We start from the raw sequence: 20949 nt of genomic DNA on the forward strand, positions 1-20949 counted from the left end.
GATGAGATTCGGGTCGGCCCTTTCGTCCCGAACATGGGTGGTGAGGCCCTCGCTGTCAAATCGAGGGGTGTTGAAAGCCACCCAGATGGGGAAAGTTTCATATCGAGAAAGTTGCAAAATACCACCTTTGAGTTGCGGCCGATGTCGGCGTAATGTTTCTACGGGGCATGGATTCGGGTGGGGGCTGGTGACTAAGCCAGGAAAGAAACGGGCCGGCGCCGCATCGCGCGCGGCGGGAGGCTCGCGTCACGAGGAACCGGGGGAGGGCGGCGTCGAGGAGGCGGTCGCCTTCATCGCCGAGCAGGTCGGGGCGCTGCGCAAGCTGGCCGAGCGGCACAAGCTCGACGTGCTGCATTATCTCCTGGGAATGACCAAGCTGGAGGCCGACGAGCATCTGCGGCTGCGGAGCAAGCGCAAGCTGTCGTGAGGGGGGAGTTGGACCCGTCATCCTGAGGCGCGAGTGGCGCGATGCGAAGCATCGCGCCGGGAGCCCCGAAGGATGAGCGACCCCGCTGAACGCAGGCTGGTCTCTACATCGCGTGCGCCACGCAACCGTCTTACGGAGTGCCCATTGTCCTGCTCGACGAGCCACGTCCGCGCGAGCGGGCGCAACCTATTTCGCGGGCTCGTCCGGCTTGGGCCGGCGAGCCAGGACCAGGGCTGGAAGCGAGAACAGGTAGCGCATCACCATCTCGGTGATGTTGCGCAGGTCGGTCAACTCCTTGCGGGTGGGCGGCTCGTCCTCATGTGCAGCTTCGTTGCCGAGATCGCGGACGTGATCCGCCCATTCGGCGATATCGGCCGTGAGCTTGCCTGCGGCCGCGAGCTTCTTGATGCGCACGGCGAGAACTCCCTTGGTCTCTGAGTCGATCTTCTTCAAGCCGACGTCGAGTGCCTTCCGGTACATCGTGCCGGCGGGTTCCTCGTTTCCCTGGATCGGGAAATTGCGCTCGGCCTGCAGATAGATGCGCTCTATGTCCGTCGGCAGAGCTTCGGGAATGTTTGGGCCTGGCACAGGCGGCCAAAATTGCTCGACTTGCCAGCCATGATTGGTCAGGTCCACCTGATGGCTGTCCCAATGGGATGGTTCGAGTTTGTTGTGGCCGTTTGGCTTCAGAATGACACAGGACGGCTTGTTGCATTTTGGGCAATCGAGATGCGCGCTGAATTTGCCGCTGTGGGGTGGTGTGGCCATTCCAAGACGCGCGCGCAGCGCAATGTGCTCGGTGAGGCAGTGCGGGCACTTATGGGTGAACGTCGCCATGTCAATCGAATCCAAAATGCAGGGAGCCGAGCGCGACATACGGATTGCGCTGCGCTCGAAGGACGCAATGGCGGCGAGGATATCCTTTTACGAGATGCGACCGGAAGCGGAAAAGCTAGACTTCGTGGCCGCCCTGATCAGTCGAGTCGTCGACTCGGATGCGGTCCGGTGCATTATTGTGCTTGCCAGCTGGTCGCATAGGGGTACGGGGTGGTTCCGATACCGCCGGCGTACATCAGGCCCTAAGTCAAGCGGGGCAAGAATGACGCGATCGACGCAGCGGCGATCTGCGAAGCGATGTCGCGACCGAATATGCACTTCGTGCCGATCAAGAGTGCCGACCAGCAAGCCATTCTGATGCTGCACAAGATCCGCGAACTGCTGGTGCAGGCGAAGGCGAATGCTGTCGTGAGGGGGCCCTATCGGTTCCGTCATCCTGAGGTGCGAGTGGCGCGATGCCAAGCGTCGCGCCGGGAACCTCGAAGGATGAGCGGCCCCGGGCTGTCGCCCTTCGAGGGCCGCTGAAGAAGCGTCCACCTCAGGGTGACGGTGAGAGATTGGAGCTCGCTGCACCAAAGTCGTCATTGCGAGCGCAGCGAAGCAATCCAGAATTCTACCGCGGAAAGACTCTGGATTGCTTCCGCCTTCGCTAAAGCTTCGGCGGGCAAGTCGCTACGCTCGCAATGACGGGTGAGGTTAGCCGTTGCGGCTTGCCATTTTGGCCAATCGCTGACCCAGATATTCGGCCGTGCTGAGGTCGGTCTGAGGCAAGGCGCTGTCGACCAGATGTGTCGCAAGGCCAAGCTGGCTGCCCAAACGATTGCGGCCACTCGGATCCTCCCCACCCGGAATATCCAGTCCGCACCAGAGCATGCCGTGCTGCGCGGCCAGAATGGAAAAGTAGGTCAGTGTGTGGAGTTGATCGCCGCCAGCGCATGCGCCCGTCGTGAATCCGGCTGCGAACTTGTTGGCCCATTGTTGCCGGCTCCATCGATCACTTGAAGCATCGGCAAACGCTTTGAATTGAGCGGCTGGTCCGCCCATATAGGTCGGGCTGCCAAATGCAACTGCGTCGGCGCGGTCGATCGTCTCCAGTAAGCTCTCATTCTGGAAGCGGCCTGACACGATGTCGCCGCCGGTGATGCGACAGAGCGTGACCCGCGCCCTGCCATCCGCTCCGCGCGCAACCGCATGCGCCAGCTTCTCGGTGGTGCCGGAGATGGAAAAATAGACAATGGCGAGCAGGGGCATGGTGGTGCCACTTTGGTGGACCTCGCCATCCTTCACGCTGGCGATGTCTTGTACAAGTCCCGCCGCGCCACACTCGCTCTCCCTCCGGAGTCGTCCTGGCGAAGGCCAGGACCCATACCGCGAGGTCTATTGACCTGAGCGCGGTGGGAATTCCGGGTGACACGTCTTCGCCAAACCCTCCTTGGGGTAATGGGTCCTGGCTTTCGCCAGGACGACGTTGGAGAGACAGCGCGCCTCTATCCCGCCGACCGCCGTCGCGGCGCCGGCCGCGGCTTCAGCGTGGTATCGGCTTGCGCAAGCAGTCGCCCGTCCTCTGCGCGCAGTTCGAGCTTCTTCACCGGGCGGCCTTTCTCGCGATCGACCAGGATGGTCGCGATCTCCGACGGGCGATCGTCGAATTCCTCGCTCCATTGGCGCAGCGCTACCAACACCGGGAAGGCGCCGCGGCCCTTCGGCGTCAGCACATATTCCTCGTAAGGGCTGCCGTCGGAGGCGGGGGCGGTCGCCAGAATACCGTGATCGACCAGCGAACGCAGTCGCGCCGAGAGAATGTTCTTGGCCATGCCGAGCTTGCTCTGAAACTCGCCGAAGCGGCGCAGGCCGAACAGCGCCTCGCGGATGATCAGCAGGGACCACCGGTCGCCGATCGCTTCCAGCGAGCGTGCAATCGGGCAGGCGTCGCCCTCGAAGCTCGTTCGTTTCACCATGGTCGGGTCCTTTCGCGATCGCACGGTCCAGTCGCCGTTCACGCGCTCGTGTGGTTGCATATTAAAACCAGATAGCCTAGATGGCAATCATAGTTTTATGATGCAACCACTGGAGGCGAACGTGAGACTGAAGAACAAGACGGCCCTGATCACCGGCGGCAATAGCGGCATTGGACTGGCAACGGCAAAGCTGTTCGTGGCCGAGGGCGCCAAAGTGGTGATCACCGGGCGCAACAAGGAGACGCTCGAGGCGGCCGCGAACGAGCTCGGGCCGAACGCGCTCGCGCTGACCGCCGACGCCACCGACATTGCCGCGACCGAAGCTGCGATCAAGAAGGGCGCCGGAAAGTTCGGCAAGTTCGACGTCGTGTTCGCCAATGCCGGCATCGCCGGCGGTACGCCGCTGGGGTCGGCCACGCTGGAGGTCTTCGAGAAGGTCATCAGCACCAATCTGACCGGCGTGTTCTTCACCGTGCAGTCCGCGCTGCCTTATCTCAACGACAACGCTTCGATCATCCTCAGCGGGTCGGTGATCTCCGTGCTCGGCATTCCCGGCTATTCGGCGTATGGCGCCGCCAAGGCCGGCGTGCGGGCGATGGCGCGGATCATGGCATCTGAACTGTCGCCGCGCGGCATTCGTGTCAACGTGGTCGCGCCGGGTGCGATCCGCACACCGATCTGGGGACCTGCGACCGCAACACCGGAAGCCGAGAAGGCGTTCGAGAAGCGGATCGCGCTGACGACGCCGCTGGGGCGCATTGGTGAAACAGATCACGTCGCGAAGACCGTGCTGTTCCTCGCCTCCGACGATTCCGCCCATGTGCAGGGCGAGGAAATCTTCGTCGACGGCGGCGCGGTTGCCTCGCCGAGCGGCGCGCCGATCTATCGCGGCTGATCAATCTTGGTGCAAATTGAATCGGTCGGCGCAGCGGCGAGTGGTTGCGCCGGCCGGTTCCCACGTCTCGCGAGCTGTATTTTCTGAACCTTGCGTGAGGCGTTGAACCTTCGCTTGCGCTGCCAAGACACTTTTACGGGCAGGGGGTCACGAAGACTCATTTTCAAGGGAGCCCGATATGCCAAAGGCAGCTCGTATTACTTCCCCGATTTCAGCACCGCGTATTTACACCGAAAACTCCACCATTCCCGCCAAGCGTTCCGACACCTCCGAGTTCATCGGGGTCGCTCTTTTCTCAGGCATCGGCCTGTTCGTTTCCCTCGTCGCCGTCATCCTCGGCATTCAGGGCTCCTGGTTTTAGCTTCGCCGATCGCGCACCGGTCGATCAGCCGCCGCAGGCAATGTTGCGGCGGCTGATGATGTGGGCGTTGCCTCAGGCCGCGCGCAGGCTGGTTGCCGCCTCAAGCGCGCTTGCGAGCGACTTCTCGCGATGCTCCGGCCCGACCTGGATGCCGTCGGCGGTGATGAATTCGGGATCATGGATGCCCATGAAACCGAACACGCCGCGCAGATAGCTTTCGAGGTGCTCCAGCGATGCGGCGGGCGTGCCCGCGCCGTAATAGCCCCCGCGCGAGATCGCGAAGATCACGCGCTTGCCGCCGGCAAGGCCCTGTGGGCCATTGGCGCCGTAGCTGAACGTCTTCCCCGCCACCAGGACGCGGTCGATCCAGGCCTTGAGCTGGCTCGGAATGGTGAAATTGTACATGGGCGCGCCGATCACGACGATGTCCGCCGCAAGAAACTCGTCCAGCGCGGCCTTGCTGGCGGCGAGGTCGGGGCCGAGTTCCGCCGGCGCAGGCGCGCCTTGCGCGGCCGCCAGATGCGAGCCGGAGAGATGGGCGAGCGGGCTCTGCGTCAGGTCGCGATACACGAGGTCGAGCGATGGCGTCGCCTTCCGCAGACGGTCGACGATGGCGGCGGAGACCTGCCGGGAAACGGAGTGGGGGCCGAGCACGCTGGAGTCGAGATGGAGGAGTTTCATTCGGGATCACCCTGGTATAAGTTTGTAACCAGAGCTACATGAGTGACTATCGAAATCCCCGCAAGAACGCACCTTTTTGAGCCATGGGCACATCCCTGAAACCTGCGCACATCGATTTGCCTGCCACACCGATGCCGGATCGCGACCACGCCGACTGCCGTGGCGTCGCCTCGATCCTCGCGCGCGTCGGCGACAAATGGAGCGTGTTCGTCATCATGATGCTGAGCGATGGGCCCAAGCGCTTCAACGAGCTCAAGCGCATGATCAACGGCATCTCGCAGCGGATGCTGACCCTGACGCTGCGCGGGCTCGAGCGTGACGGCCTGGTCACGCGCACGATCTTCCCGACCATTCCGCCGCGCGTGGATTACGAGCTGACCGATCTTGGCCGCGGATTGCAACAGCCGGTGAAGGCACTCGGCGAATGGGCGATCACGCATCAGGAGCAGATCGCCTCGGCGCGCACGCGCTTCGACAAGCGGAATACTTCTTAAAGCAGCGAGACCAAGCCACCGCCGTGGCGTTCGAGCCGGCCGGCGAGCTCGAGTTCCAAGAGCACGGTGCGCACGATGGCAGGCGAGGCGCCGGACATCCGCACGAGATCGTCGATCGTGACAGGGGCAGGGCCGAGCAGGCCGGTGATCTGGTCGCGGTCGTGTCCTTGCGGATCGCTTTCGAACGGCTCGCTGTCGGGCTCGCTCGCGCTGCGCATCAGCGGCCGCTCCATGATCGGCGCGACCGCGTTGACGACGTCGGCGGCTTCGGTGACGAGCGTCGCACCCTGCTTGATCAGATCGTTGGTGCCGGCGGCGCGCGGATCGAGCGGCGAGCCCGGCACCGCGAACACTTCGCGCCCTTGTTCGGCCGCCATGCGCGCGGTGATCAGCGAGCCCGAGCGGTGCGCCGCCTCCACCACGACCACACCAAGCGCGGCGCCCGAGATCAGCCGGTTGCGGCGGGGGAAGTCGCGGGCGCGCGGCTCGTGGCCGAGCGGCATCTCGGAGATCGCAGCACCCTTGCGGTCGAGGATCGCTGCGAGCAAATCGCCATGCTCCGGCGGATAGATGCAGTCATGTCCGCCGGCGAGCACGGCGATGGTGCCGCTCTCGACGCTGGCGCGGTGCGCGGCCTGGTCGACGCCGCGGGCGAGGCCGGAGATGACGACAAAGCCGGCCTCGCCGAGCTCGCGGGCGAGCTGACCGGCGAATTTCAAGCCTGCACCAGAGGCGTTGCGCGAGCCGACGATCGCGATCATCGGCCGCATCAGCGTGGCATTGTCGCCGCGCACGGCGAGCAGCGGCGGCGCATCGTCGAGCGTTGCCAGCCGCGCCGGATAGCCGTCCTCGCCGGGCGCGAGCCAGGCAATTCCAAACTTGCGGCTCGCGGCGAGCTCGGCCTTCGCCTCCTCGGCGCTACAGATGCGCGCAGATCGCTGCGCACCGCCGCGGCGTGCGAGATCCGGCAGCCGCTCCAGCGCCGCGCGCGCCGTGCCGAAATGATCGACCAGCGAGCGGAAAGTGCGCGGCCCGACATTGTCGGACCGGATCAGCCGCAGGCGGTCGATCCTGTCGGCCTCGGTCAGCTCTACGCTGGGATTGATGGCGTCCCGGCAGCTCCTTGCAGGCGCAGCATGGAACAACCTGAGGGCGTGGGCAACAGCTGCGCACGCTTGCGCGGCCTTGCCCCGATGCTAAAAGCGATCCCAATAAGAAGGGTATTGCCATGATCTCACTCGCCGACGTCCAGCGCCGCATCGAAGCGGGCGAGCTTTCGCCCGAGGCCGCCATCGCGCAATCGCATGCGGCCATCGAGGCCAGGGAGCAGGAGGTCCACGCGTTCGTCCGTCACGACAAGTTGGCGAAGGCGCAAGGCGCCGGGCCGCTGCGCGGCATCGCGGTCGGGATCAAGGACATCATCGACACCGCCGATTTTCCGACCGAGATGGGATCATCGATGTATCGCGGCTGGCAGCCGCGCGCGGACGCGCCTGTGGTGATGATGCTGAAGCGGGCAGGCGCCACAATCATCGGCAAGACCACGACCACGGCGTTCGCCTCGCGCGATCCGACCCCGACGCTCAATCCGCACAATCTCGGCCATACGCCAGGCGGCTCGTCCTCGGGCTCGGCCGCGGCCGTCGGTGCGGGCATGATCCCGCTGGCACTGGGCACCCAGACCGGCGGCTCGGTGATCCGGCCTGCGGCCTATTGCGGCACCGCCGCGATCAAGCCGTCGTTCCGGATGCTGCCGACGGTCGGCGTCAAATGCTATTCGTGGGCGCTCGACACGGTCGGCCTGTTCGGCGCGCGCGCGGAAGATCTCGCGCGCGGACTGCTGGCGATGACCGGCCGCACCGAATTCGCCGGCATCGTCCCGGCGAAGGCGCCGCGCATCGGCGTTATCAGGCAGGAGTTCGCTGGCGACGTGGAGCCGGCCGCCGAGGAGGGGCTGCAAGCCGCGATCAAGGCGGCGACGCGGGCCGGCGCCAGCGTGCAGACTATCGATCTGCCGGAAGCGGTGCAGGAGGCCTGGCGCATCCATCCGATTATTCAGGACTTCGAGGCGCATCGCGCGCTCGCCTGGGAATTTTCCGAACGGCACGACGAGATCGCGCCGATGCTGCGCGCCAGTCTCGATGCGACGGTCGGTCTCACACCCAAGGACTATGACGACGCACGCCGGGTCAGCCGCCGCGGTCGCCGCGAGCTTGGCGAGTTGTTCGAGGGGTTCGACGTGCTGCTGACCTATTCGGCGCCGGGCACGCCGCCGGCCAAGGAGCTCGCGAGCACCGGCGACCCCCGCTACAACCGGCTCTGGACGCTGATGGGCAACCCTTGCGTCAACGTGCCGGTGCTCAAGGCCAATGGCCTGCCGATCGGCGTGCAGGTGATCGCGCGCTTCGGCAACGACGCGCATGCGCTGGCGACGGCGTGGTTCCTGGAGCAGGCGCTGGCGAGATCAGGCTAGGTAGGTTCGAGGGCAACGATGCGCTGGCCGGATGCGGCCGGCGCTGCGCTGTGGTCGGTACCTTGCTTGAGCCAGCGCCCGGCGGCCTCGCGGCCGCTGCGGTGAAGCGCGCGAATGAAACCGCGGCCGAGATCGGTGGACGAGCGCTGCGCCAGGCCGTCGACGAAATCTTCCGCGGCGATCCTGGAGAGCCGCAGCGACGATGCGGCCTGCGATTGCGCCCATTCCATCGCCGCGATCTCGGCATTGAGGGCGGCGTTGGCCGCGATCTGGTCCAGCCTGCGGTCGATCGCGGCGAGCGTGATCGGCACGTAGCTGTCACGCGCTGGCGTGACCTGGACCAGCAGGATTTCGGTGCTCGTCGTGTCCTGCACGAGCCGCAGCAGGGGCGGATTGCCGCCGAGGCCGCCGTCCCAATAAGCCTCGCCGTCGATCTCCACCGCGCAATGAACCAAGGGTGGGCAGGTCGAGGCCAGCGCGACGTCGGCCGTGATGGCGTCATTGCGGAAGATCTGCTGCTGCCCATCGCGGATCCGGGTCGCCGCGATCAGAAGCTTAGGGCAGCTGGGGTCGCGCAAGGCGGAAAAGTTGATGTCGCGCGACAGCGCCTGCCGCAGCGGATCGAGATCGAACGGATCGAACTGGCCGGAGCGTAGCGTCGGGCCGAACGCGACCGAGCTTCCCGCCGGCGAGAAACCGCCGATCAGCATCAGCGATCGGAACGAGGCCTCGTGCATCAGCCGGATCCAGAATCGGTTCAGCCGCGCGCGCGCGCCTTCGCGGCCGCCCTCGGCGAAACCGGAAGCGAGCAGCAGCGCGTTGATCGCGCCGGCACTGGCGCCGCTGATGGTGTCGATCGCGATCGGTGGCTCTTCCAGCAGCCGCTCTAGCACGCCCCAAGTGAAAGCGGCGAAGGTGCCGCCGCCCTGGAGCGCTAGCGACAATTTTTGCGGCGGCCATGGGTTGGCGCGGGGCCGCGCGGACGCAACTGGCGCCGCTGCGGTCACGGCCTCGACAGTCAGAGGAGCTTGCGCGATGCGAGCAGGCTGCGGCGTCGGTGGCGAAACGGGCACAGGCTTGGGAGCAGGAACCGGCGAGGGCGCACTAGACCAGATATTCGTCGTCGAGAGCAGCCGGCTTGCCGCGGTGCAGGTAGCACCTCGCAAATCGCCATCCTCTTGCGCGCTGACAATCTTCTCGCTCATTCTGAGCAACCGCGTAGAGCCATGCCCACGATCAGGGCCAAGGCCTGGAACCCGTTCGTCCATACAGCCGTGATTCGGCTGCAAGTTGCGAACACCATTTGCGATATAATGCAGAAGGGGTGCCGCGGTATCCGTGGTTTCCCGGCTTATGCCTTCTCGCCGATCCGGCTTTCCTTGCCCGATTGCAGCCGCTTGATGTTCTCGCGATGAGCGTAGAACAGCAGCAGCGTCAGCACCGCCGCCAGTGCGGCGAGTGCGGGCTGGCCGAACCACAACAGGAACAGCGGGGTGATGAACGAGGCCACCAGGGCCGAGAGCGAGGAATAGCGGGCGGTAAAGGCGGTCGCCAACCAGAGCAGGCAGAACACCAGTGCGGCCGGCCAGAACAGCCCGAGCATGATGCCGATATAGACGGCGACACCCTTGCCGCCGCGGAATTTGAGCCAGACCGGGAAGAGATGGCCGAGGAAGGCACCGAGCCCGGCCAGCATCGCGGCATTGGGACCGGCGATGTAGCCGGCGATTACCACCGCCACGGTGCCCTTGAGCGCATCGAACAGCAGGGTCGCGGCGGCAAGGCCCTTGCGCCCCGTGCGCAGCACGTTGGTGGCGCCGATGCTGCCGGAGCCGATCGAGCGGATATCCTGTGTGCCGCCGAGTTTCGTCAGGATCAACCCGAACGGAATCGAGCCGAGCAGGTAGCCAATGACGAAAGCCACCGGCAGGAACAATTCAAGCGTCATGTCTGCAAATTCCCTGGCTGCAGCTCCGCACGTCAGACATGCTCGTACACGGTCCGTCCGCCGACAATGGTGCGCACCACGCGGCCTGTAAAGCGGGCCTCGTCGAAAGGCGTGTTCTTGCAGGGCGATTTGAGATCGGCGGGATCGACCACCCAGGGCACATCGGGGTCGATCACGATGACGTCGGCGGGGCTGCCTGTGCGCAGGGTTCCGCCAGGCAATCCCAAAATCTCGGCCGGCCGGGTCGACATCGCCCGGATCAGCGTCTTGAGGTCCAACTCGTCATTGTGCACGAGGCGCAGGCCCGCCGGGAGCATGGTCTCGAGCCCGATGGCGCCGGGGGCTGCTTCCGCGAAGGGCAGGCGCTTGACCTCGACGTCCTGCGGATTGTGGTCGGACATGATGACGTCGACGAGGCCGGAGGCGACGGCGGCGACCAGCGCGCGGCGGTCGTCCTCGGTGCGCAGCGGCGGCGACAGCTTCAGGAACGAACGGTAAGGGCCGATGTCGTTCTCGTTCAGCGCAAGGTGGTTGATCGAGGCCGAGGCGGTCACGGCGAGGCCGGCGTCGCGGGCGCGCTTGAGCACGTCGAGCGACTCGATGCAGGTCAGCGAGGCCGCGTGATAGCGGCCGCCTGTCAGCGCGACCAGGCGCATGTCGCGCTCCAGCATCACGGCCTCCGCCGCGTTCGGGATGCCCATCAGGCCGAGCCTCGAGGCGAATTCGCCCTCGTTCATCACGCCTTCGCCGACGAGATCGCGATCCTCGGTGTAGTGCACGATCAGCGCGTCGAAATCGCGCGCGTAGGTCAAGGCGCGGCGCATCACCTGCGCATTGATCACGCTTTTGTCGCAGTCGCTGAAGGCGATCGCGCCGGCTGCCTTGAGGAGGCCGAACTCGGTCATCTCCTCGCCGTGCATGCCCTTCGTCAGCGCCGCCATCGGCTGGATGTTGACGATCGCGGTGTCACGGGCGCGACGCATCACGAAGTCGACGGTCGCCGAGTTGTCGATCACCGGCAAGGTATCAGGCTGGCAGATGATGGTGGTGATGCCGCCGGTCGCAGCCGCCTGGCTCGCGGAGGCAAAGGTCTCGCGATGGCTGAAGCCGGGCTCGCCGACGAAGGCGCGCATGTCGATCAGGCCGGGTGCGACGATCTTGCCGGCGCAGTTGACGACATCGGTGCCCTCGGGGACGCCGGCAGCGCCAATGCCGCGGCGGGTCTCGCGGATGATGCCGTCGGCAATCAGGACGTCGCCGGGGCCATCGAAATCCCGGGAGGGGTCGACGACGCGGGCATTGGCGAGCAGGATGGGTCGGCGGTCGGTCAACATGAGCATCACGCGTTCGGCAGGTTGCGGGCGAGCGCTTCCAGCACCGCCATGCGCACGGCCACGCCCATTTCCACCTGTTCGCGGATCAGGGACTGCGCGCCGTCAGCGACCGCAGTGTCGATCTCGACGCCGCGGTTCATGGGGCCGGGATGCATGACGAGGGCGTCTGGCTTGGCGTAGGCGAGCTTCTTCTGGTCCAGCCCGAAATAATGGAAATACTCGGAGGTCGACGGCACGAAGGAGCCGTTCATGCGCTCGCGCTGGAGCCGCAACATCATGACGATGTCGGCGCCGTTGAGCCCCTCGCGCATGTCGCGCGCGACCTCGACGCCCATCCGCTCGATGCCGGGCGGCAGCAGCGTGGAGGGGCCGACGACGCGGACGCGGGCGCCCATCGCGTTGAGCAGGATGATGTTGGAGCGGGCGACGCGCGAATGCAGCACGTCGCCGCAGATTGCGACCACGAGGCCCTCGAGCCGGCCCTTGTTGCGGCGGATGGTCAGCGCGTCGAGCAGCGCTTGAGTCGGATGCTCATGCGCGCCGTCGCCGGCATTGATCACGGAACCGTCGACCTTGCGGGCCAGCAGTTCCACCGCGCCGGAGGCGTGATGGCGCACCACCAGGATATCCGGGTGCATGGCGTTGAGCGTCATGGCGGTGTCGACCAGCGTCTCGCCCTTTTTGATGGACGAGGAGGACACCGACATGTTCATGACGTCGGCGCCCAGCCGTTTGCCGGCGAGCTCGAACGAGGATTGGGTCCGGGTGGAGGCCTCGAAGAAGAGGTTTACCTGCGTCCGTCCACGCAGGACGGTGCGCTTCTTGTCAACCTGGCGGTTGAGCTCGACATATTCTTCGGACAGGTCGAGGAGGCCGGTGATGTCGGCCGCGGAAAGGCCCTCGATGCCCAGCAAATGCCGGTGACCGAGGACGAAGGTCGATTTCGATGTCATTAAAGCGAGAGCTATAGGCGGGGATGACCGGGGGGGCAAGGGCCAATGCCGGGGCGGGGAGTTATCCCCCGATCTGTACCTCGTCGTCAGTCCAAGGCGAGGCGAAGCAAGAGCAGCGCAATCGGCAAATCCGGAGTGCCATCGCACGCCGGTGACCTGCCGAGGCAGTTATGGCCCAAGCAGGATGGCCCTGTATTTCGATCCTGAGGCCCTACATCTTTTGGCTTTCTCGGATATGTTCAGCAATCCAAAAGCGAGCTGGATACGCAATCAATGACGTCCGACGATATCCGCAACGAACACCTCAAGCTCATTTGCCAACTGGCTCAATACATTGGCTGCAGCCATCATGACGGCCGGAACCTTCGTGCCCGCGGCTCAGTTCATCTTCAACATTCTGCCGCCAGGCACGGACAACGGTCTATTGATTGGGATCGGTGCGGTTTGCGTCGTGTTCGGTTTCGCCGTACACTTGGCTGGACACGTTTTCCTGGGAGGTCTCCGATGACCACCAACCAAGTGATCGCCTTGCTTTTCCCGGTAGGGGTCACGGTAGGTGCCGTGCTTACGGGATGGCTGGCGAAGAAACTCTGGGTGGATCGCAAGCCGGAGATCGTCGGTTCAACCCACGTTGACGAGGACATTCTCTCGGCCCTGGGCGAGGCGGAGCGTGCGATCCAGAAAGCCGATAAAGGCATGCGGGTAAAGGCTTCAGAACCTCTACCGAGGCATCTCTCGCCGCAGCCGTAGGCCAGATCGAGCGAAACGCAGCGTGGTTCGCCGAATTGGTCAAGTTTCATCGGTTCAATGACGCCAGCGTTCGCGCGATCGAGCCACGTGACTTCGAGTTCGCTCTTGTGCTCGCGTCCGAGACTGGGGGAGTTCGAACGCTTTTGGCCAAATCGATTCTGACTGCGCTTGTTGCAATTCTGTCGACCTCATACGTTCACGCCCAATCGCTCCCGGGCGGTTTCGTCTATTTGCACGACATCGATCCCAGCATCATCCAGGACATCCGCTACGCCACCTCGAACAATTTCGTCGGCCGTCCGCTCGCCGGCTACGGCGCGGGCGAATGCGTGGTGAAGCGGGAGGTTGGCCTGCGGCTGAAAGCGGTGCAGCAGGAACTGGCGGCGCAAAATCTCTCCCTGAAGATGTTCGACTGCTACCGGCCGGCGCGGGCCTCGCTCGACATGGTCAGGTGGTCGCAGAACGGCCACGAGACGGCCGCCGAGCGGCGCTACAATCCCAAAATTCCCAAGACCGAGCTGTTCCGCCTCGGCTACATCGCAAGCCGCTCGCAGCATTCGACGGGGGCGGCGCTCGATCTCACGCTGGTCGATCTCAAGGCGGACAATTCAGGCAAATACGACCCGTCAAAGGCCTACGCTGATTGCACGGCGCCGGTCGAGGCGCGACTGCCGGAGGGCAGCGTCGACATGGGCACCGGCTATGACTGCACCGACGTGAAAGGGCACACCGCCGGGCCGACGATCAGTCCGGATCAGCGCGCCTGGCGCAAGCGGCTGGTGGCTGCGATGGCGAGGCAAGGCTTTGTGAACTATGCGAAGGAGTGGTGGCACTTTTCACTGCCGGGGGCGGGAGGGGCGGCCTATGATTTCCCGATCCAGCCGCGGCGGAACTGATTCCGCGCCGAGGACACGAGATGACCCAGCCCAGCTTCGCGACCCACGAGGTCTTCAACCAGTCACCGCCGTTCGAGGACGTCGATCTGTTCGCCGCGGACCAGCCGCTGGTCGCGGCGGTCAGGACCAATGGCGGTGCGGCCGCGGAACGGGAGCTCTCGGAGTTCGGCAAGCATTGGGGCTCGGCTGCGATGGCCGATCGGGGGCGCGTCGCGAACGAGAACACGCCGAAGCTGCGCACCTTCGATGCCAAGGGCAATCGGCGCGACCAGGTCGAGTTTCATCCGGCCTATCATGAACTGATGGCCCACAGCGACCGTGCCGGCGTGCACAATTCGACGTGGACCGCGGATGGAAGACCCGCGGGCGATGCCGCGGAGGTCATCCGCGCGGCAAAATTCTACATGGCCTCGCAGGTCGAGACCGGCCATCTCTGCCCGATCACGATGACGCGCGCCTCTGTCGCAGCGCTGGCGATGCAGCCTGATCTGCTCGCCAGGGTGATGCCGGTGCTGTCGACGAAAAGCTACGATCCCAGCTTTGCGCCGTGGTGGGAGAAGCGCGGTATGACGCTCGGCATGGGCATGACCGAGAAGCAGGGCGGCACCGACGTGCGCGCCAACATGACGCGCGCGGTGCGCGACGGAGGCGCCTACCGCATCACCGGCCACAAATGGTTCATGTCGGCGCCGATGTGCGACGCCTTCCTGGTGCTGGCCCAGGCAGACCAGGGACTGACCTGTTTCTTCATGCCGCGCTTCGCGCCGGATGGGTCGGTGAACGCGATCCAGTTCCAGCGGCTGAAGGACAAGCTCGGCAACCGCTCCAATGCGTCGTCCGAAGTCGAGTTCGTCGGTGCCTATGCGGAAGCCGTCGGCGACGAGGGCAAGGGCATCCGCACCATCATCCAGATGGTGCAACTGACGCGGCAGGATTGCGCGATCGCCTCGGTCGGCTTGATGCGCTCGGGGCTCGCCCACGCGTTGCATCACGCCCGGCACCGCAGCGTGTTCCAGAAACGTCTCGCCGATCAGCCGCTGATGCAAGCGGTACTCTCGGACATGGCGCTGCATGTGGAGGCGAGCACGGCGGTGGTGATGCGGCTCTGTCGCGCCTTCGATCGGACGCCGTACGATCCGGCGGAGGCCGCCTACATGCGGCTGCTGACGCCTGCGATCAAATACTGGACCTGCAAGAGCGCGCCGCCGTTCCTCTACGAAGCCATGGAATGCCTCGGCGGCAACGGCTATGTCGAGGACGGCATTCTGGCGCGCCACTACCGGGAGGCTCCCGTCAACGCCATCTGGGAGGGCTCGGGCAACGTGATGTGCCTCGACGTGCTGCGCGCGCTGTTGCGCGAGCCGGAGGCGGCGATGGCGGTGCTGCAAGCGCTTGCTGCCGAAACGAACGGTCTGCCAGGGGCAGGTGATGCCGTCTCGTTCATCGGCAAGACCTTCCGGCGCGCGGACGGCGAGCGCGTTGCCCGCCTTGCGGTCGAGAAGCTGGCGCTGCTTGCGGCCGCCGCCGCGCTCAACGGCGTGTCGCCGCGCCAAGCCGAACTGTTCTCCGCCACACGCCTCGCCGCCAATCACGCCAGCATGTACGGCGCGGTCGAGCTCGAGAGCGGCGATGTGCGCGCGCTGCTGGAGCGGGCGCTGCCGTGAGCCTCTCAAACGAAAGCGCTTTAATGGACTCCCTCAATCCCGATCATCCTCCGCTCATCGAGACGCCGGCGCCGCGGGTCTGGAAATTCTGGGGCACGGCGCTGTGGGGCATCGCTATCTTCGCAGCCATGTTCGTCGGGCAGATCGGGGCCATCGTCTATCTGGTCTGGGTCGCCCGCGACCCTATCGACCTCGCATCACTGCAGCACGTCGGTGGCGAGCCGGCGTCGCTCGCGTTTTCGGTCACGATGGGCCTGCCGGCGACGCTGGCCGCCGTGTGGCTGGCCATCCGCATCAAGAAGGCGTCCTTCGTCGACTATCTCGCGTTGTATTGGCCGTCATGGAAGCAACTCCTGTTCGGCGCCGTCGGGCTGATTCTGATCGTGGTGGCCTGGGAGACGATGTCGCGGAGTCTCGGCCGCGAGGCGACGCCGGGCTTCATGACCGATCTGTTGAAATCCGGCCGCGACAAGGGCGCCGCCGCGATGCTGCTGTTCGCCTTCAGCGTCGCGGCGCCGATGTCCGAAGAGGTCCTCGCCCGCGGCTTTCTCTATCGCGGCTGGTCGGCGAGCTTCCTGCGCGTCCCCGGCGCCATCATCCTGTCGTCGCTGGTGTGGACCGTCGTGCACCTGCAATACGACCTGTACTTCCTCGCCGAGGTCTTCTCCATCGGCCTCTGGTTCGGCTACATGCGCTATCGCAGCAACTCACTGTGGCTCACGATCGTGCTGCATGCGCTGAACAATCTGACGGCGGTGGTGCTGACGATGTGGTTGGGGAGTTAGGCCACCAGCGCGATCGCGATCGGCATCGTGATCGCCGCCAAAATCGTCTGCAGCGTGATGATCTGCGCCAGCAGCGGGGCATCGCCGCCCATCTGGCGGGCCAGCACATAGGCGCTGGTCGAGGTCGGCACCGCGGCGCAGATCGCGACGATCGCGAGACTGTCGCCGGACAGTCCGAACCAGACGGCGAGCACCAGCGCGATCACGGGCATCAGCACCAGCTTGAACACCACGCCGATAGCGGCGCCCGTGCTGGGGCGCAGCAGGCCTTCAAGATGCAGGCCGGCGCCGGTGACGAGCAGGCCGATGGCGAGCGAGGAGCGGCCAAGTGCGTCTGCCACCTCATGCCAGATCTTCGGCAGCGGCAGATGGACGACGTTGATGACGAGGCCGATCACGCAGGCCCAGATCAGGGGATTGCGGACAACCGTCATGACAACGGTGCGCGCGGATTGCTTCTTCGGCGCGGCGTAGTGGGCGAGCACCGCGACGCTGAGGACGTTGACCAGCGGAATGATCGCCACCATCGCGACGGAGGCGAGCGCCAGCCCGACCTCGCCGAACATATTGGCGGAGACGGACAGCGCCACATAGGTCTGCCAGCGGATCGCGCCCTGGAAGATCGAGGTGAAGGCGGGGCCGTCGATATCGAGCCGCGACAGGGCCGGACGGAGCGCGAGGCAGAGCAGCGACATCGCGAGCGCCGAGAGCAGCAGCGCGCCGCCGACGCCGGCCACCGGCACCTTCGACAGGTCGGCCTTCACCAGCGTCTGGATCAGCAGCATCGGAAACAGCACGAAATAGGTCAGCCGCTCCAGCCCGTTCCATTGCGTATCGAGCCGCATCAGCGTGCGCTTCAGCACCACGCCGAGCACGATCAGGATAAAGACGGGGAGGAGCGCCGCGATCACGACGGCCATGGATCAGTCAGGCCCCGGGGCTGCGCGCAGATTGGCGAGGCGGTCGAGCGCGCCTTGCAGGATGAAGATCGCGGCGTGCTCGTCGATCACTTCGGCGCGCTTGGCGCGGCTGACGTCCATGCCGATCAATTCGCGCTCGACCGCGGCAGTCGATAGACGCTCATCCCAGAGGCCGATCGGCAGCGCGGTCAGGCCGGCGAGGTTGCGGGCAAACGCCCGGGTCGATTGCGCGCGCGGGCCTTCGCTGCCGTCCATGTTGATGGGCAGGCCGAGCACGAAGCCGACGGCCTTGCGTTCACTGGCAATCGCGAGCAGCCGGGCGGCATCCTGCTTGAACGCCTTGCGCTGGATGGTCTCGACGCCGGTCGCCAACCGGCGGTCCGGATTGGACACGGCAACGCCAATGGTCTTGGTACCCAGATCAAGGCCGACCAAGCCGCCGCGTTCCGGCCAGTGGGTTGCAGCATCGACGAGAGGCAGGATAAGAGCCGGCATGGGACTAGCGCATATCACGCGTCGCGCTACGGTGCTACAACATGGAAAAGCCGCACGAAAGGCGGCTCAGACGGCGACGATGCGCCCCTTAATTGCGAATAGATCGGGCGGCTCATAGCGCCTGAATTGCTCTGCAACCTCTAAGCCCGGCGGCGGCTCACCAATCACCGAGCTCTCTTCCCGTATCTGGAATCCTGCCTCGCGGAATAGTCGCAAATAGTCGCTGTGGCGCAGCCGATTGACGTACTGCTTGCCACTGTTGAACGGTCGCCACTGTTCATCCGAATAGCGGAGGAAGTTCAGTCTCGAAACTGACTTGTCCGACCTGGCATAATGGTCGCTATAGTCGATTGAATGCGTCGTGAGGCCATTGGTGACGGCGCGCAATCCCTTGAGAAGGGTTACAAGCTGGTCTGCCGGCACGTGCTCCAGAACCTCGTTCGAGCAGGAGCAATCCACTTTCGTTCCGTCGTCGTTCACATAGTACGGGGCCCGATACTCAATCCCCGACCGCGCAAGGTCATCCCAAGTCTCGAACTTGCCGCCGAGCCTGCTTCCTGCATGCCGGATCAGATCTAGCTTCGCCAGCCGCTCGACGTCGCACGCGATGATCTTCCGCACGCCAAGCGCCCTGAGGGCGATAGGAACGGCCAGATCGCGTCCGGCGCCGAATTTCCAAGACCGATCCAGGAAGGGCATCGCTCACGGCACTGTAGTCCGCTACAACGCGCCGGGCGATTCCGGCAAGAGCATCAAGCGTAGCATCTCGGCGAGGCCAGTTCCGCGTGACGTGGCGCTGCAAGAAGTAGTGCGCCTGAGCCCCGCCGGGGAGATCGAGCGCACGGAACGCAAGTGCTTTAAGCCGCCAATCCATGGCCTTGCCCTACTATGGGTCGAACGAATTGTCGAGGAGACCGAGTTGCGGGGGCTGCCGGGATCGCATGTTCGCCGTGACGGCGATGCTGGTCACTTACGCCCTGGAAGACCGCAGCCACTGGTTCGTGCTGCTGTTCGCCATGTTCTGCGTGCCCGGTTCGGCTTACGGCTTCCTGCAAGGGGCCTGGCCGTTCGGGCTGATCGAGGCGATCTGGGCCACTGCGGCGCTGGGGTCTCAGGCCGCGATGACGTCATCGTCCTGCTTCAGGCAGGCGGAAAACCCGTTCAGCGCGCTGGTTTGATGTCCGGCACGACGCTGGATGAAGAGCGTCTCGACTTGCGCGTGCGAATGGCTCAGCGCGTGCATCGACACGCTGCCATTGATCGCGCTGCGTTCGACCACGGCGCGCGGCAGCAGCGTCACACCCATGTCGGCGGCGACACAGCCGATCATGCCGTCGAGCGTGCCGAGCTCGAAGCGTGCGGCTGACGGCCAGCCGAACTCGACAAAGATCTGCTCCAGCCGCTGCCGGTAGGTGCAGCCAGTGCGGAACGTCAGCGCGGTCGGGCCGGATTCCGGCGTGCCGGCACGCAACTCGGCGAGCGTGGCCCAGCGCCGCGCACTGACCAGCACCAGCTCTTCGCGGAACGCGCTTGTCGCGGTGAGATCGGCATGCGCGATCGGACCTGCGACGAAGGCGCCGTCGAGCGTGCCTTCGAGCACGCAAGCGACGAGGTCGGCGGTGGGCGCGGTGCGCAGGCTCAGCCGGACGGCGGGAAAGCGGCGATGAAAATCGGCCAGCAGCGGCGGCAGCCGCACCGCCGCGGTCGTTTCCATCGAGCCAATCGCGAGCGGTCCCTTGGGCTCGCCGTCGTCGCAGGCCGCGAGCACGGCCTCGCGCGCGAGTGCGGACATCCGTTGCGCGTAAGGCAACAGCCTTTTGCCCGCGCCGGTCAGGGTCATGCCGCGGCTATGGCGTTCGAACAGCGGTGTACCGATCTCCGCCTCCAGCGCCTTCACGCGCTGGGTCACGTTCGACTGCACCGTGTTGAGCTCTTCGGCCGCGCGGGTGATGCCGCCGGTGCGGGCGACGGCAGCGAAGGTCTGGATGTCGCTGAGTTCCATAATATCGTTTCTCTTTTGAGATGGTAGCGTTCGTTAGAATTCAATTTTAGAGAATGGTATTCTGGACTAATGTTCGTGTCGAGAGCGGAGGAGCCATGCCGATCATCACGCCGCTGACCCAGCTCCTGGGGATCAAACATCCGATCCTGCTGGCTCCAATGGACACGATCGCCGGCAGCCGGCTGACGCGGGCGGTCAGCGAGGCCGGCGGCTTCGGGATCCTGGGTGGTGGCTACGGCGATCAGGAGCGGCTCGAGGCCGAGACCAGGCAACTGAGCGGCTCTGCTTCGTTCGGTATCGGCTTCATCACCTGGAGCCTCGCAAAAAAACCAAGACTTCTCGACATCGCACTCGACGCCAATCCGCAAGCGATCATGCTGTCATTCGGCGATCCCGCGCCATTTGCAGCGCGCATCAGGACGTGCGGGGTGCGCTTGATCTGCCAGGTGCAGAGCGAGGACATGGCGAAGCAGGCGCTCGACGCCGGTGCGGACATCCTGATCGCGCAGGGTACCGAAGCCGGCGGCCACGGCGCATCGCGCACCACCGTCGATATCGTACCTGCGATCGTCGATCTCGCGGCCGGGCGGGTGCCGGTGGTTGCCGCCGGCGGAATTGCCGATGGTCGCGGGCTGGCCGCAATGATGATGCTGGGCGCCTCCGGCGTGCTGATCGGCACGCGCTTCTATGCCAGCGTGGAGGCCAATGGCGCGGAGGAAGCCAAGCAGCGCATTCGCGACGCTGATCCCAATGACACGGTGCGCGGCGTCATCGTCGACTGGTCGCGCAGCCTGTTCTGGCCGACCCCGTTCACTGCGCGAACGCTGGTCAACGATCATATCAGGCGCTGGACGGGCCGCGAGATCGAGCTGATGCAGCGCGCCGCCGAGGTGACCGTCGAATATGCCGCGGCAAAGGCCGCGGGCAATTTCGAGGTCGCCGCGGTCTTTGCCGGCGAGGCTGTCGGCCTGATCCATGATATTCCGTCCGCCGCCGAAATCGTCGAACGGATTGCGACCGAGGCCGAGCAACTGCTAACCGGCCGGCGAAATTCCAGCGTGTCCGCCTAAACTGCG

Annotated in this window: 25 protein-coding genes; 12 read left to right on the plus strand and 13 right to left on the minus strand. The window is 65.1% G+C overall.

Annotated features, from left to right (window positions below; genetic code table 11):
• Positions 1–187 precede the first annotated feature (187 nt).
• Positions 188–427: a hypothetical protein gene (locus tag ABIB91_RS03125; protein WP_007603303.1), complete on the plus strand. Its 240-nt coding sequence runs from the start codon at positions 188–190 to the stop codon at positions 425–427.
• 186 nt (positions 428–613) lie between these two features.
• Here ABIB91_RS03125 and ABIB91_RS03130 read toward each other — a convergent pair whose 3' ends face one another.
• Positions 614–1264 carry a DUF4145 domain-containing protein gene (locus tag ABIB91_RS03130; protein ID WP_354158367.1) on the minus strand — a complete coding sequence of 217 codons (651 nt, stop codon included), beginning with the start codon at positions 1262–1264 and terminating at the stop codon, positions 614–616.
• Between the two features lie 312 nt (positions 1265–1576).
• On the opposite strand from ABIB91_RS03130, the gene ABIB91_RS41690 reads away from it, so the two are divergent.
• The gene (locus tag ABIB91_RS41690; RefSeq protein WP_502916939.1) at positions 1577–1789 is read left to right on the plus strand and encodes a hypothetical protein; all 213 of its coding nucleotides are present in this window, start codon (positions 1577–1579) and stop codon (positions 1787–1789) included.
• A 171-nt stretch (positions 1790–1960) separates the two neighbouring features.
• Here the strand turns inward: ABIB91_RS41690 and ABIB91_RS03140 are convergent, their stop codons facing one another.
• A complete protein-coding gene (locus ABIB91_RS03140) occupies positions 1961–2551 on the minus strand; it encodes a flavodoxin family protein (protein WP_502916940.1) in 591 nt (196 codons plus the stop codon).
• A gap of 200 nt (positions 2552–2751) precedes the next feature.
• Positions 2752–3222 (minus strand): winged helix-turn-helix transcriptional regulator, encoded by a 471-nt coding sequence (locus ABIB91_RS03145; protein WP_354158365.1) that lies wholly within the window; start codon positions 3220–3222, stop codon positions 2752–2754.
• A 121-nt stretch (positions 3223–3343) separates the two neighbouring features.
• Here ABIB91_RS03145 and ABIB91_RS03150 point away from each other — a divergent pair, with 121 nt between their 5' ends.
• Together ABIB91_RS03150 and ABIB91_RS03155 are read left to right on the plus strand one after the other, a co-directional pair.
• Positions 3344–4117, plus strand: coding sequence for an SDR family oxidoreductase (locus ABIB91_RS03150; RefSeq protein WP_219684745.1), 774 nt, complete (start codon positions 3344–3346; stop codon positions 4115–4117).
• Positions 4118–4295: 178 nt separating this feature from the next.
• Positions 4296–4478, plus strand: a complete 183-nt coding sequence (locus ABIB91_RS03155; RefSeq protein ID WP_007603307.1) for a hypothetical protein — start codon at positions 4296–4298, stop codon at positions 4476–4478.
• Positions 4479–4550: 72 nt separating this feature from the next.
• Here ABIB91_RS03155 and ABIB91_RS03160 read toward each other — a convergent pair whose 3' ends face one another.
• Positions 4551–5159, minus strand: coding sequence for an FMN-dependent NADH-azoreductase (locus ABIB91_RS03160; protein ID WP_354158362.1), 609 nt, complete (start codon positions 5157–5159; stop codon positions 4551–4553).
• A gap of 83 nt (positions 5160–5242) precedes the next feature.
• On the opposite strand from ABIB91_RS03160, the gene ABIB91_RS03165 reads away from it, so the two are divergent.
• Positions 5243–5653: a winged helix-turn-helix transcriptional regulator gene (locus ABIB91_RS03165; protein ID WP_354158360.1), complete on the plus strand. Its 411-nt coding sequence runs from the start codon at positions 5243–5245 to the stop codon at positions 5651–5653.
• On the opposite strand, the gene dprA is transcribed toward ABIB91_RS03165, so the two are convergent.
• Entirely contained in the window at positions 5650–6798 is a 1149-nt protein-coding gene (gene dprA / locus ABIB91_RS03170) for a DNA-processing protein DprA (protein WP_354158358.1), read from the minus strand. The genes ABIB91_RS03165 and dprA overlap by 4 nt on opposite strands.
• Positions 6799–6881: 83 nt before the next feature.
• On the opposite strand from dprA, the gene ABIB91_RS03175 reads away from it, so the two are divergent.
• A complete protein-coding gene (locus tag ABIB91_RS03175; RefSeq protein ID WP_354158356.1) occupies positions 6882–8126 on the plus strand; it encodes an amidase in 1245 nt (414 codons plus the stop codon).
• Here the strand turns inward: ABIB91_RS03175 and ABIB91_RS03180 are convergent.
• The 4 genes from ABIB91_RS03180 to ABIB91_RS03195 form a co-directional block, all read right to left on the minus strand.
• A complete protein-coding gene (locus tag ABIB91_RS03180) occupies positions 8123–9331 on the minus strand; it encodes a patatin-like phospholipase family protein (protein WP_354158354.1) in 1209 nt (402 codons plus the stop codon). The two genes, ABIB91_RS03175 and ABIB91_RS03180, sit on opposite strands and share 4 nt — an antisense overlap.
• Before the next feature lie 146 nt (positions 9332–9477).
• Complete coding sequence (gene plsY / locus ABIB91_RS03185) at positions 9478–10074, minus strand: glycerol-3-phosphate 1-O-acyltransferase PlsY (protein ID WP_007603313.1); 597 nt, start codon at positions 10072–10074, stop codon at positions 9478–9480.
• A 32-nt stretch (positions 10075–10106) separates the two neighbouring features.
• The gene (locus ABIB91_RS03190) at positions 10107–11414 is read right to left on the minus strand and encodes a dihydroorotase (protein ID WP_007603314.1); all 1308 of its coding nucleotides are present in this window, start codon (positions 11412–11414) and stop codon (positions 10107–10109) included.
• A complete protein-coding gene (locus ABIB91_RS03195; protein WP_007603315.1) occupies positions 11414–12361 on the minus strand; it encodes an aspartate carbamoyltransferase catalytic subunit in 948 nt (315 codons plus the stop codon). The genes ABIB91_RS03190 and ABIB91_RS03195 overlap by 1 nt, the downstream gene beginning before the upstream one ends.
• A gap of 504 nt (positions 12362–12865) precedes the next feature.
• Here ABIB91_RS03195 and ABIB91_RS03200 point away from each other — a divergent pair.
• From ABIB91_RS03200 to ABIB91_RS03215, 4 genes are all read left to right on the plus strand, one after another.
• Entirely contained in the window at positions 12866–13111 is a 246-nt protein-coding gene (locus tag ABIB91_RS03200; RefSeq protein WP_354158351.1) for a hypothetical protein, read from the plus strand.
• Positions 13112–13254: 143 nt separating this feature from the next.
• A complete protein-coding gene (locus tag ABIB91_RS03205) occupies positions 13255–14007 on the plus strand; it encodes a M15 family metallopeptidase (protein ID WP_051058558.1) in 753 nt (250 codons plus the stop codon).
• 20 nt (positions 14008–14027) lie between these two features.
• On the plus strand, positions 14028–15671 hold the full coding sequence (locus ABIB91_RS03210) for an acyl-CoA dehydrogenase family protein (RefSeq protein ID WP_354158349.1): 1644 nt from the start codon (positions 14028–14030) through the stop codon (positions 15669–15671).
• 23 nt (positions 15672–15694) lie between these two features.
• Positions 15695–16456: a CPBP family intramembrane glutamic endopeptidase gene (locus ABIB91_RS03215; protein ID WP_354158347.1), complete on the plus strand. Its 762-nt coding sequence runs from the start codon at positions 15695–15697 to the stop codon at positions 16454–16456.
• On the opposite strand, the gene ABIB91_RS03220 is transcribed toward ABIB91_RS03215, so the two are convergent.
• From ABIB91_RS03220 to ABIB91_RS03230, 3 genes are all read right to left on the minus strand, one after another.
• Entirely contained in the window at positions 16453–17376 is a 924-nt protein-coding gene (locus tag ABIB91_RS03220; RefSeq protein WP_354158345.1) for an AEC family transporter, read from the minus strand. The genes ABIB91_RS03215 and ABIB91_RS03220 overlap by 4 nt on opposite strands.
• Before the next feature lie 3 nt (positions 17377–17379).
• Positions 17380–17871 (minus strand): Holliday junction resolvase RuvX, encoded by a 492-nt coding sequence (ruvX, locus tag ABIB91_RS03225; protein WP_007603328.1) that lies wholly within the window; start codon positions 17869–17871, stop codon positions 17380–17382.
• Between the two features lie 66 nt (positions 17872–17937).
• A complete protein-coding gene (locus ABIB91_RS03230) occupies positions 17938–18492 on the minus strand; it encodes a hypothetical protein (RefSeq protein ID WP_354158343.1) in 555 nt (184 codons plus the stop codon).
• Between the two features lie 320 nt (positions 18493–18812).
• Here ABIB91_RS03230 and ABIB91_RS03235 point away from each other — a divergent pair, with 320 nt between their 5' ends.
• Positions 18813–19049 carry a hypothetical protein gene (locus ABIB91_RS03235; RefSeq protein WP_502916941.1) on the plus strand — a complete coding sequence of 79 codons (237 nt, stop codon included), beginning with the start codon at positions 18813–18815 and terminating at the stop codon, positions 19047–19049.
• Here the strand turns inward: ABIB91_RS03235 and ABIB91_RS03240 are convergent.
• On the minus strand, positions 18983–19873 hold the full coding sequence (locus ABIB91_RS03240) for a LysR family transcriptional regulator (protein ID WP_354158341.1): 891 nt from the start codon (positions 19871–19873) through the stop codon (positions 18983–18985). The two genes, ABIB91_RS03235 and ABIB91_RS03240, sit on opposite strands and share 67 nt — an antisense overlap.
• Positions 19874–19968: 95 nt before the next feature.
• Between ABIB91_RS03240 and ABIB91_RS03245 the strand changes: the two genes are divergently transcribed.
• Positions 19969–20943 carry an NAD(P)H-dependent flavin oxidoreductase gene (locus ABIB91_RS03245; RefSeq protein WP_354158339.1) on the plus strand — a complete coding sequence of 325 codons (975 nt, stop codon included), beginning with the start codon at positions 19969–19971 and terminating at the stop codon, positions 20941–20943.
• Positions 20944–20949: the final 6 nt, after the last annotated feature.

Source organism: Bradyrhizobium sp. JR4.3, assembly GCF_040547695.1.
Classification (GTDB): Bacteria; Pseudomonadota; Alphaproteobacteria; order Rhizobiales; family Xanthobacteraceae; genus Bradyrhizobium; species Bradyrhizobium canariense.

What these genes read in the sequence shown, in the direction of transcription:
- ABIB91_RS03155 (WP_007603307.1), top strand. Translation starts at nt 4,296, where the DNA reads ATGCCAAAGGCAGCTCGTATTACTTCCCCGATTTCAGCACCGCGTATT.
- ABIB91_RS03195 (WP_007603315.1), bottom strand. Translation starts at nt 12,361, where the DNA reads ATGACATCGAAATCGACCTTCGTCCTCGGTCACCGGCATTTGCTGGGC.
- ABIB91_RS03180 (WP_354158354.1), bottom strand. Translation starts at nt 9,331, where the DNA reads ATGAGCGAGAAGATTGTCAGCGCGCAAGAGGATGGCGATTTGCGAGGT.
- ABIB91_RS03210 (WP_354158349.1), top strand. Translation starts at nt 14,028, where the DNA reads ATGACCCAGCCCAGCTTCGCGACCCACGAGGTCTTCAACCAGTCACCG.
- ABIB91_RS03130 (WP_354158367.1), bottom strand. Translation starts at nt 1,264, where the DNA reads ATGGCGACGTTCACCCATAAGTGCCCGCACTGCCTCACCGAGCACATT.
- ABIB91_RS03235 (WP_502916941.1), top strand. Translation starts at nt 18,813, where the DNA reads ATGTTCGCCGTGACGGCGATGCTGGTCACTTACGCCCTGGAAGACCGC.
- ABIB91_RS03160 (WP_354158362.1), bottom strand. Translation starts at nt 5,159, where the DNA reads ATGAAACTCCTCCATCTCGACTCCAGCGTGCTCGGCCCCCACTCCGTT.
- ABIB91_RS03220 (WP_354158345.1), bottom strand. Translation starts at nt 17,376, where the DNA reads ATGGCCGTCGTGATCGCGGCGCTCCTCCCCGTCTTTATCCTGATCGTG.
- ABIB91_RS03165 (WP_354158360.1), top strand. Translation starts at nt 5,243, where the DNA reads ATGGGCACATCCCTGAAACCTGCGCACATCGATTTGCCTGCCACACCG.
- plsY (WP_007603313.1), bottom strand. Translation starts at nt 10,074, where the DNA reads ATGACGCTTGAATTGTTCCTGCCGGTGGCTTTCGTCATTGGCTACCTG.
- ABIB91_RS03245 (WP_354158339.1), top strand. Translation starts at nt 19,969, where the DNA reads ATGCCGATCATCACGCCGCTGACCCAGCTCCTGGGGATCAAACATCCG.
- ABIB91_RS03215 (WP_354158347.1), top strand. Translation starts at nt 15,695, where the DNA reads ATGGACTCCCTCAATCCCGATCATCCTCCGCTCATCGAGACGCCGGCG.
- ruvX (WP_007603328.1), bottom strand. Translation starts at nt 17,871, where the DNA reads ATGCCGGCTCTTATCCTGCCTCTCGTCGATGCTGCAACCCACTGGCCG.
- ABIB91_RS03190 (WP_007603314.1), bottom strand. Translation starts at nt 11,414, where the DNA reads ATGCTCATGTTGACCGACCGCCGACCCATCCTGCTCGCCAATGCCCGC.
- ABIB91_RS03145 (WP_354158365.1), bottom strand. Translation starts at nt 3,222, where the DNA reads ATGGTGAAACGAACGAGCTTCGAGGGCGACGCCTGCCCGATTGCACGC.
- ABIB91_RS03240 (WP_354158341.1), bottom strand. Translation starts at nt 19,873, where the DNA reads ATGGAACTCAGCGACATCCAGACCTTCGCTGCCGTCGCCCGCACCGGC.
- ABIB91_RS03175 (WP_354158356.1), top strand. Translation starts at nt 6,882, where the DNA reads ATGATCTCACTCGCCGACGTCCAGCGCCGCATCGAAGCGGGCGAGCTT.
- ABIB91_RS03200 (WP_354158351.1), top strand. Translation starts at nt 12,866, where the DNA reads ATGACCACCAACCAAGTGATCGCCTTGCTTTTCCCGGTAGGGGTCACG.
- ABIB91_RS41690 (WP_502916939.1), top strand. Translation starts at nt 1,577, where the DNA reads ATGCACTTCGTGCCGATCAAGAGTGCCGACCAGCAAGCCATTCTGATG.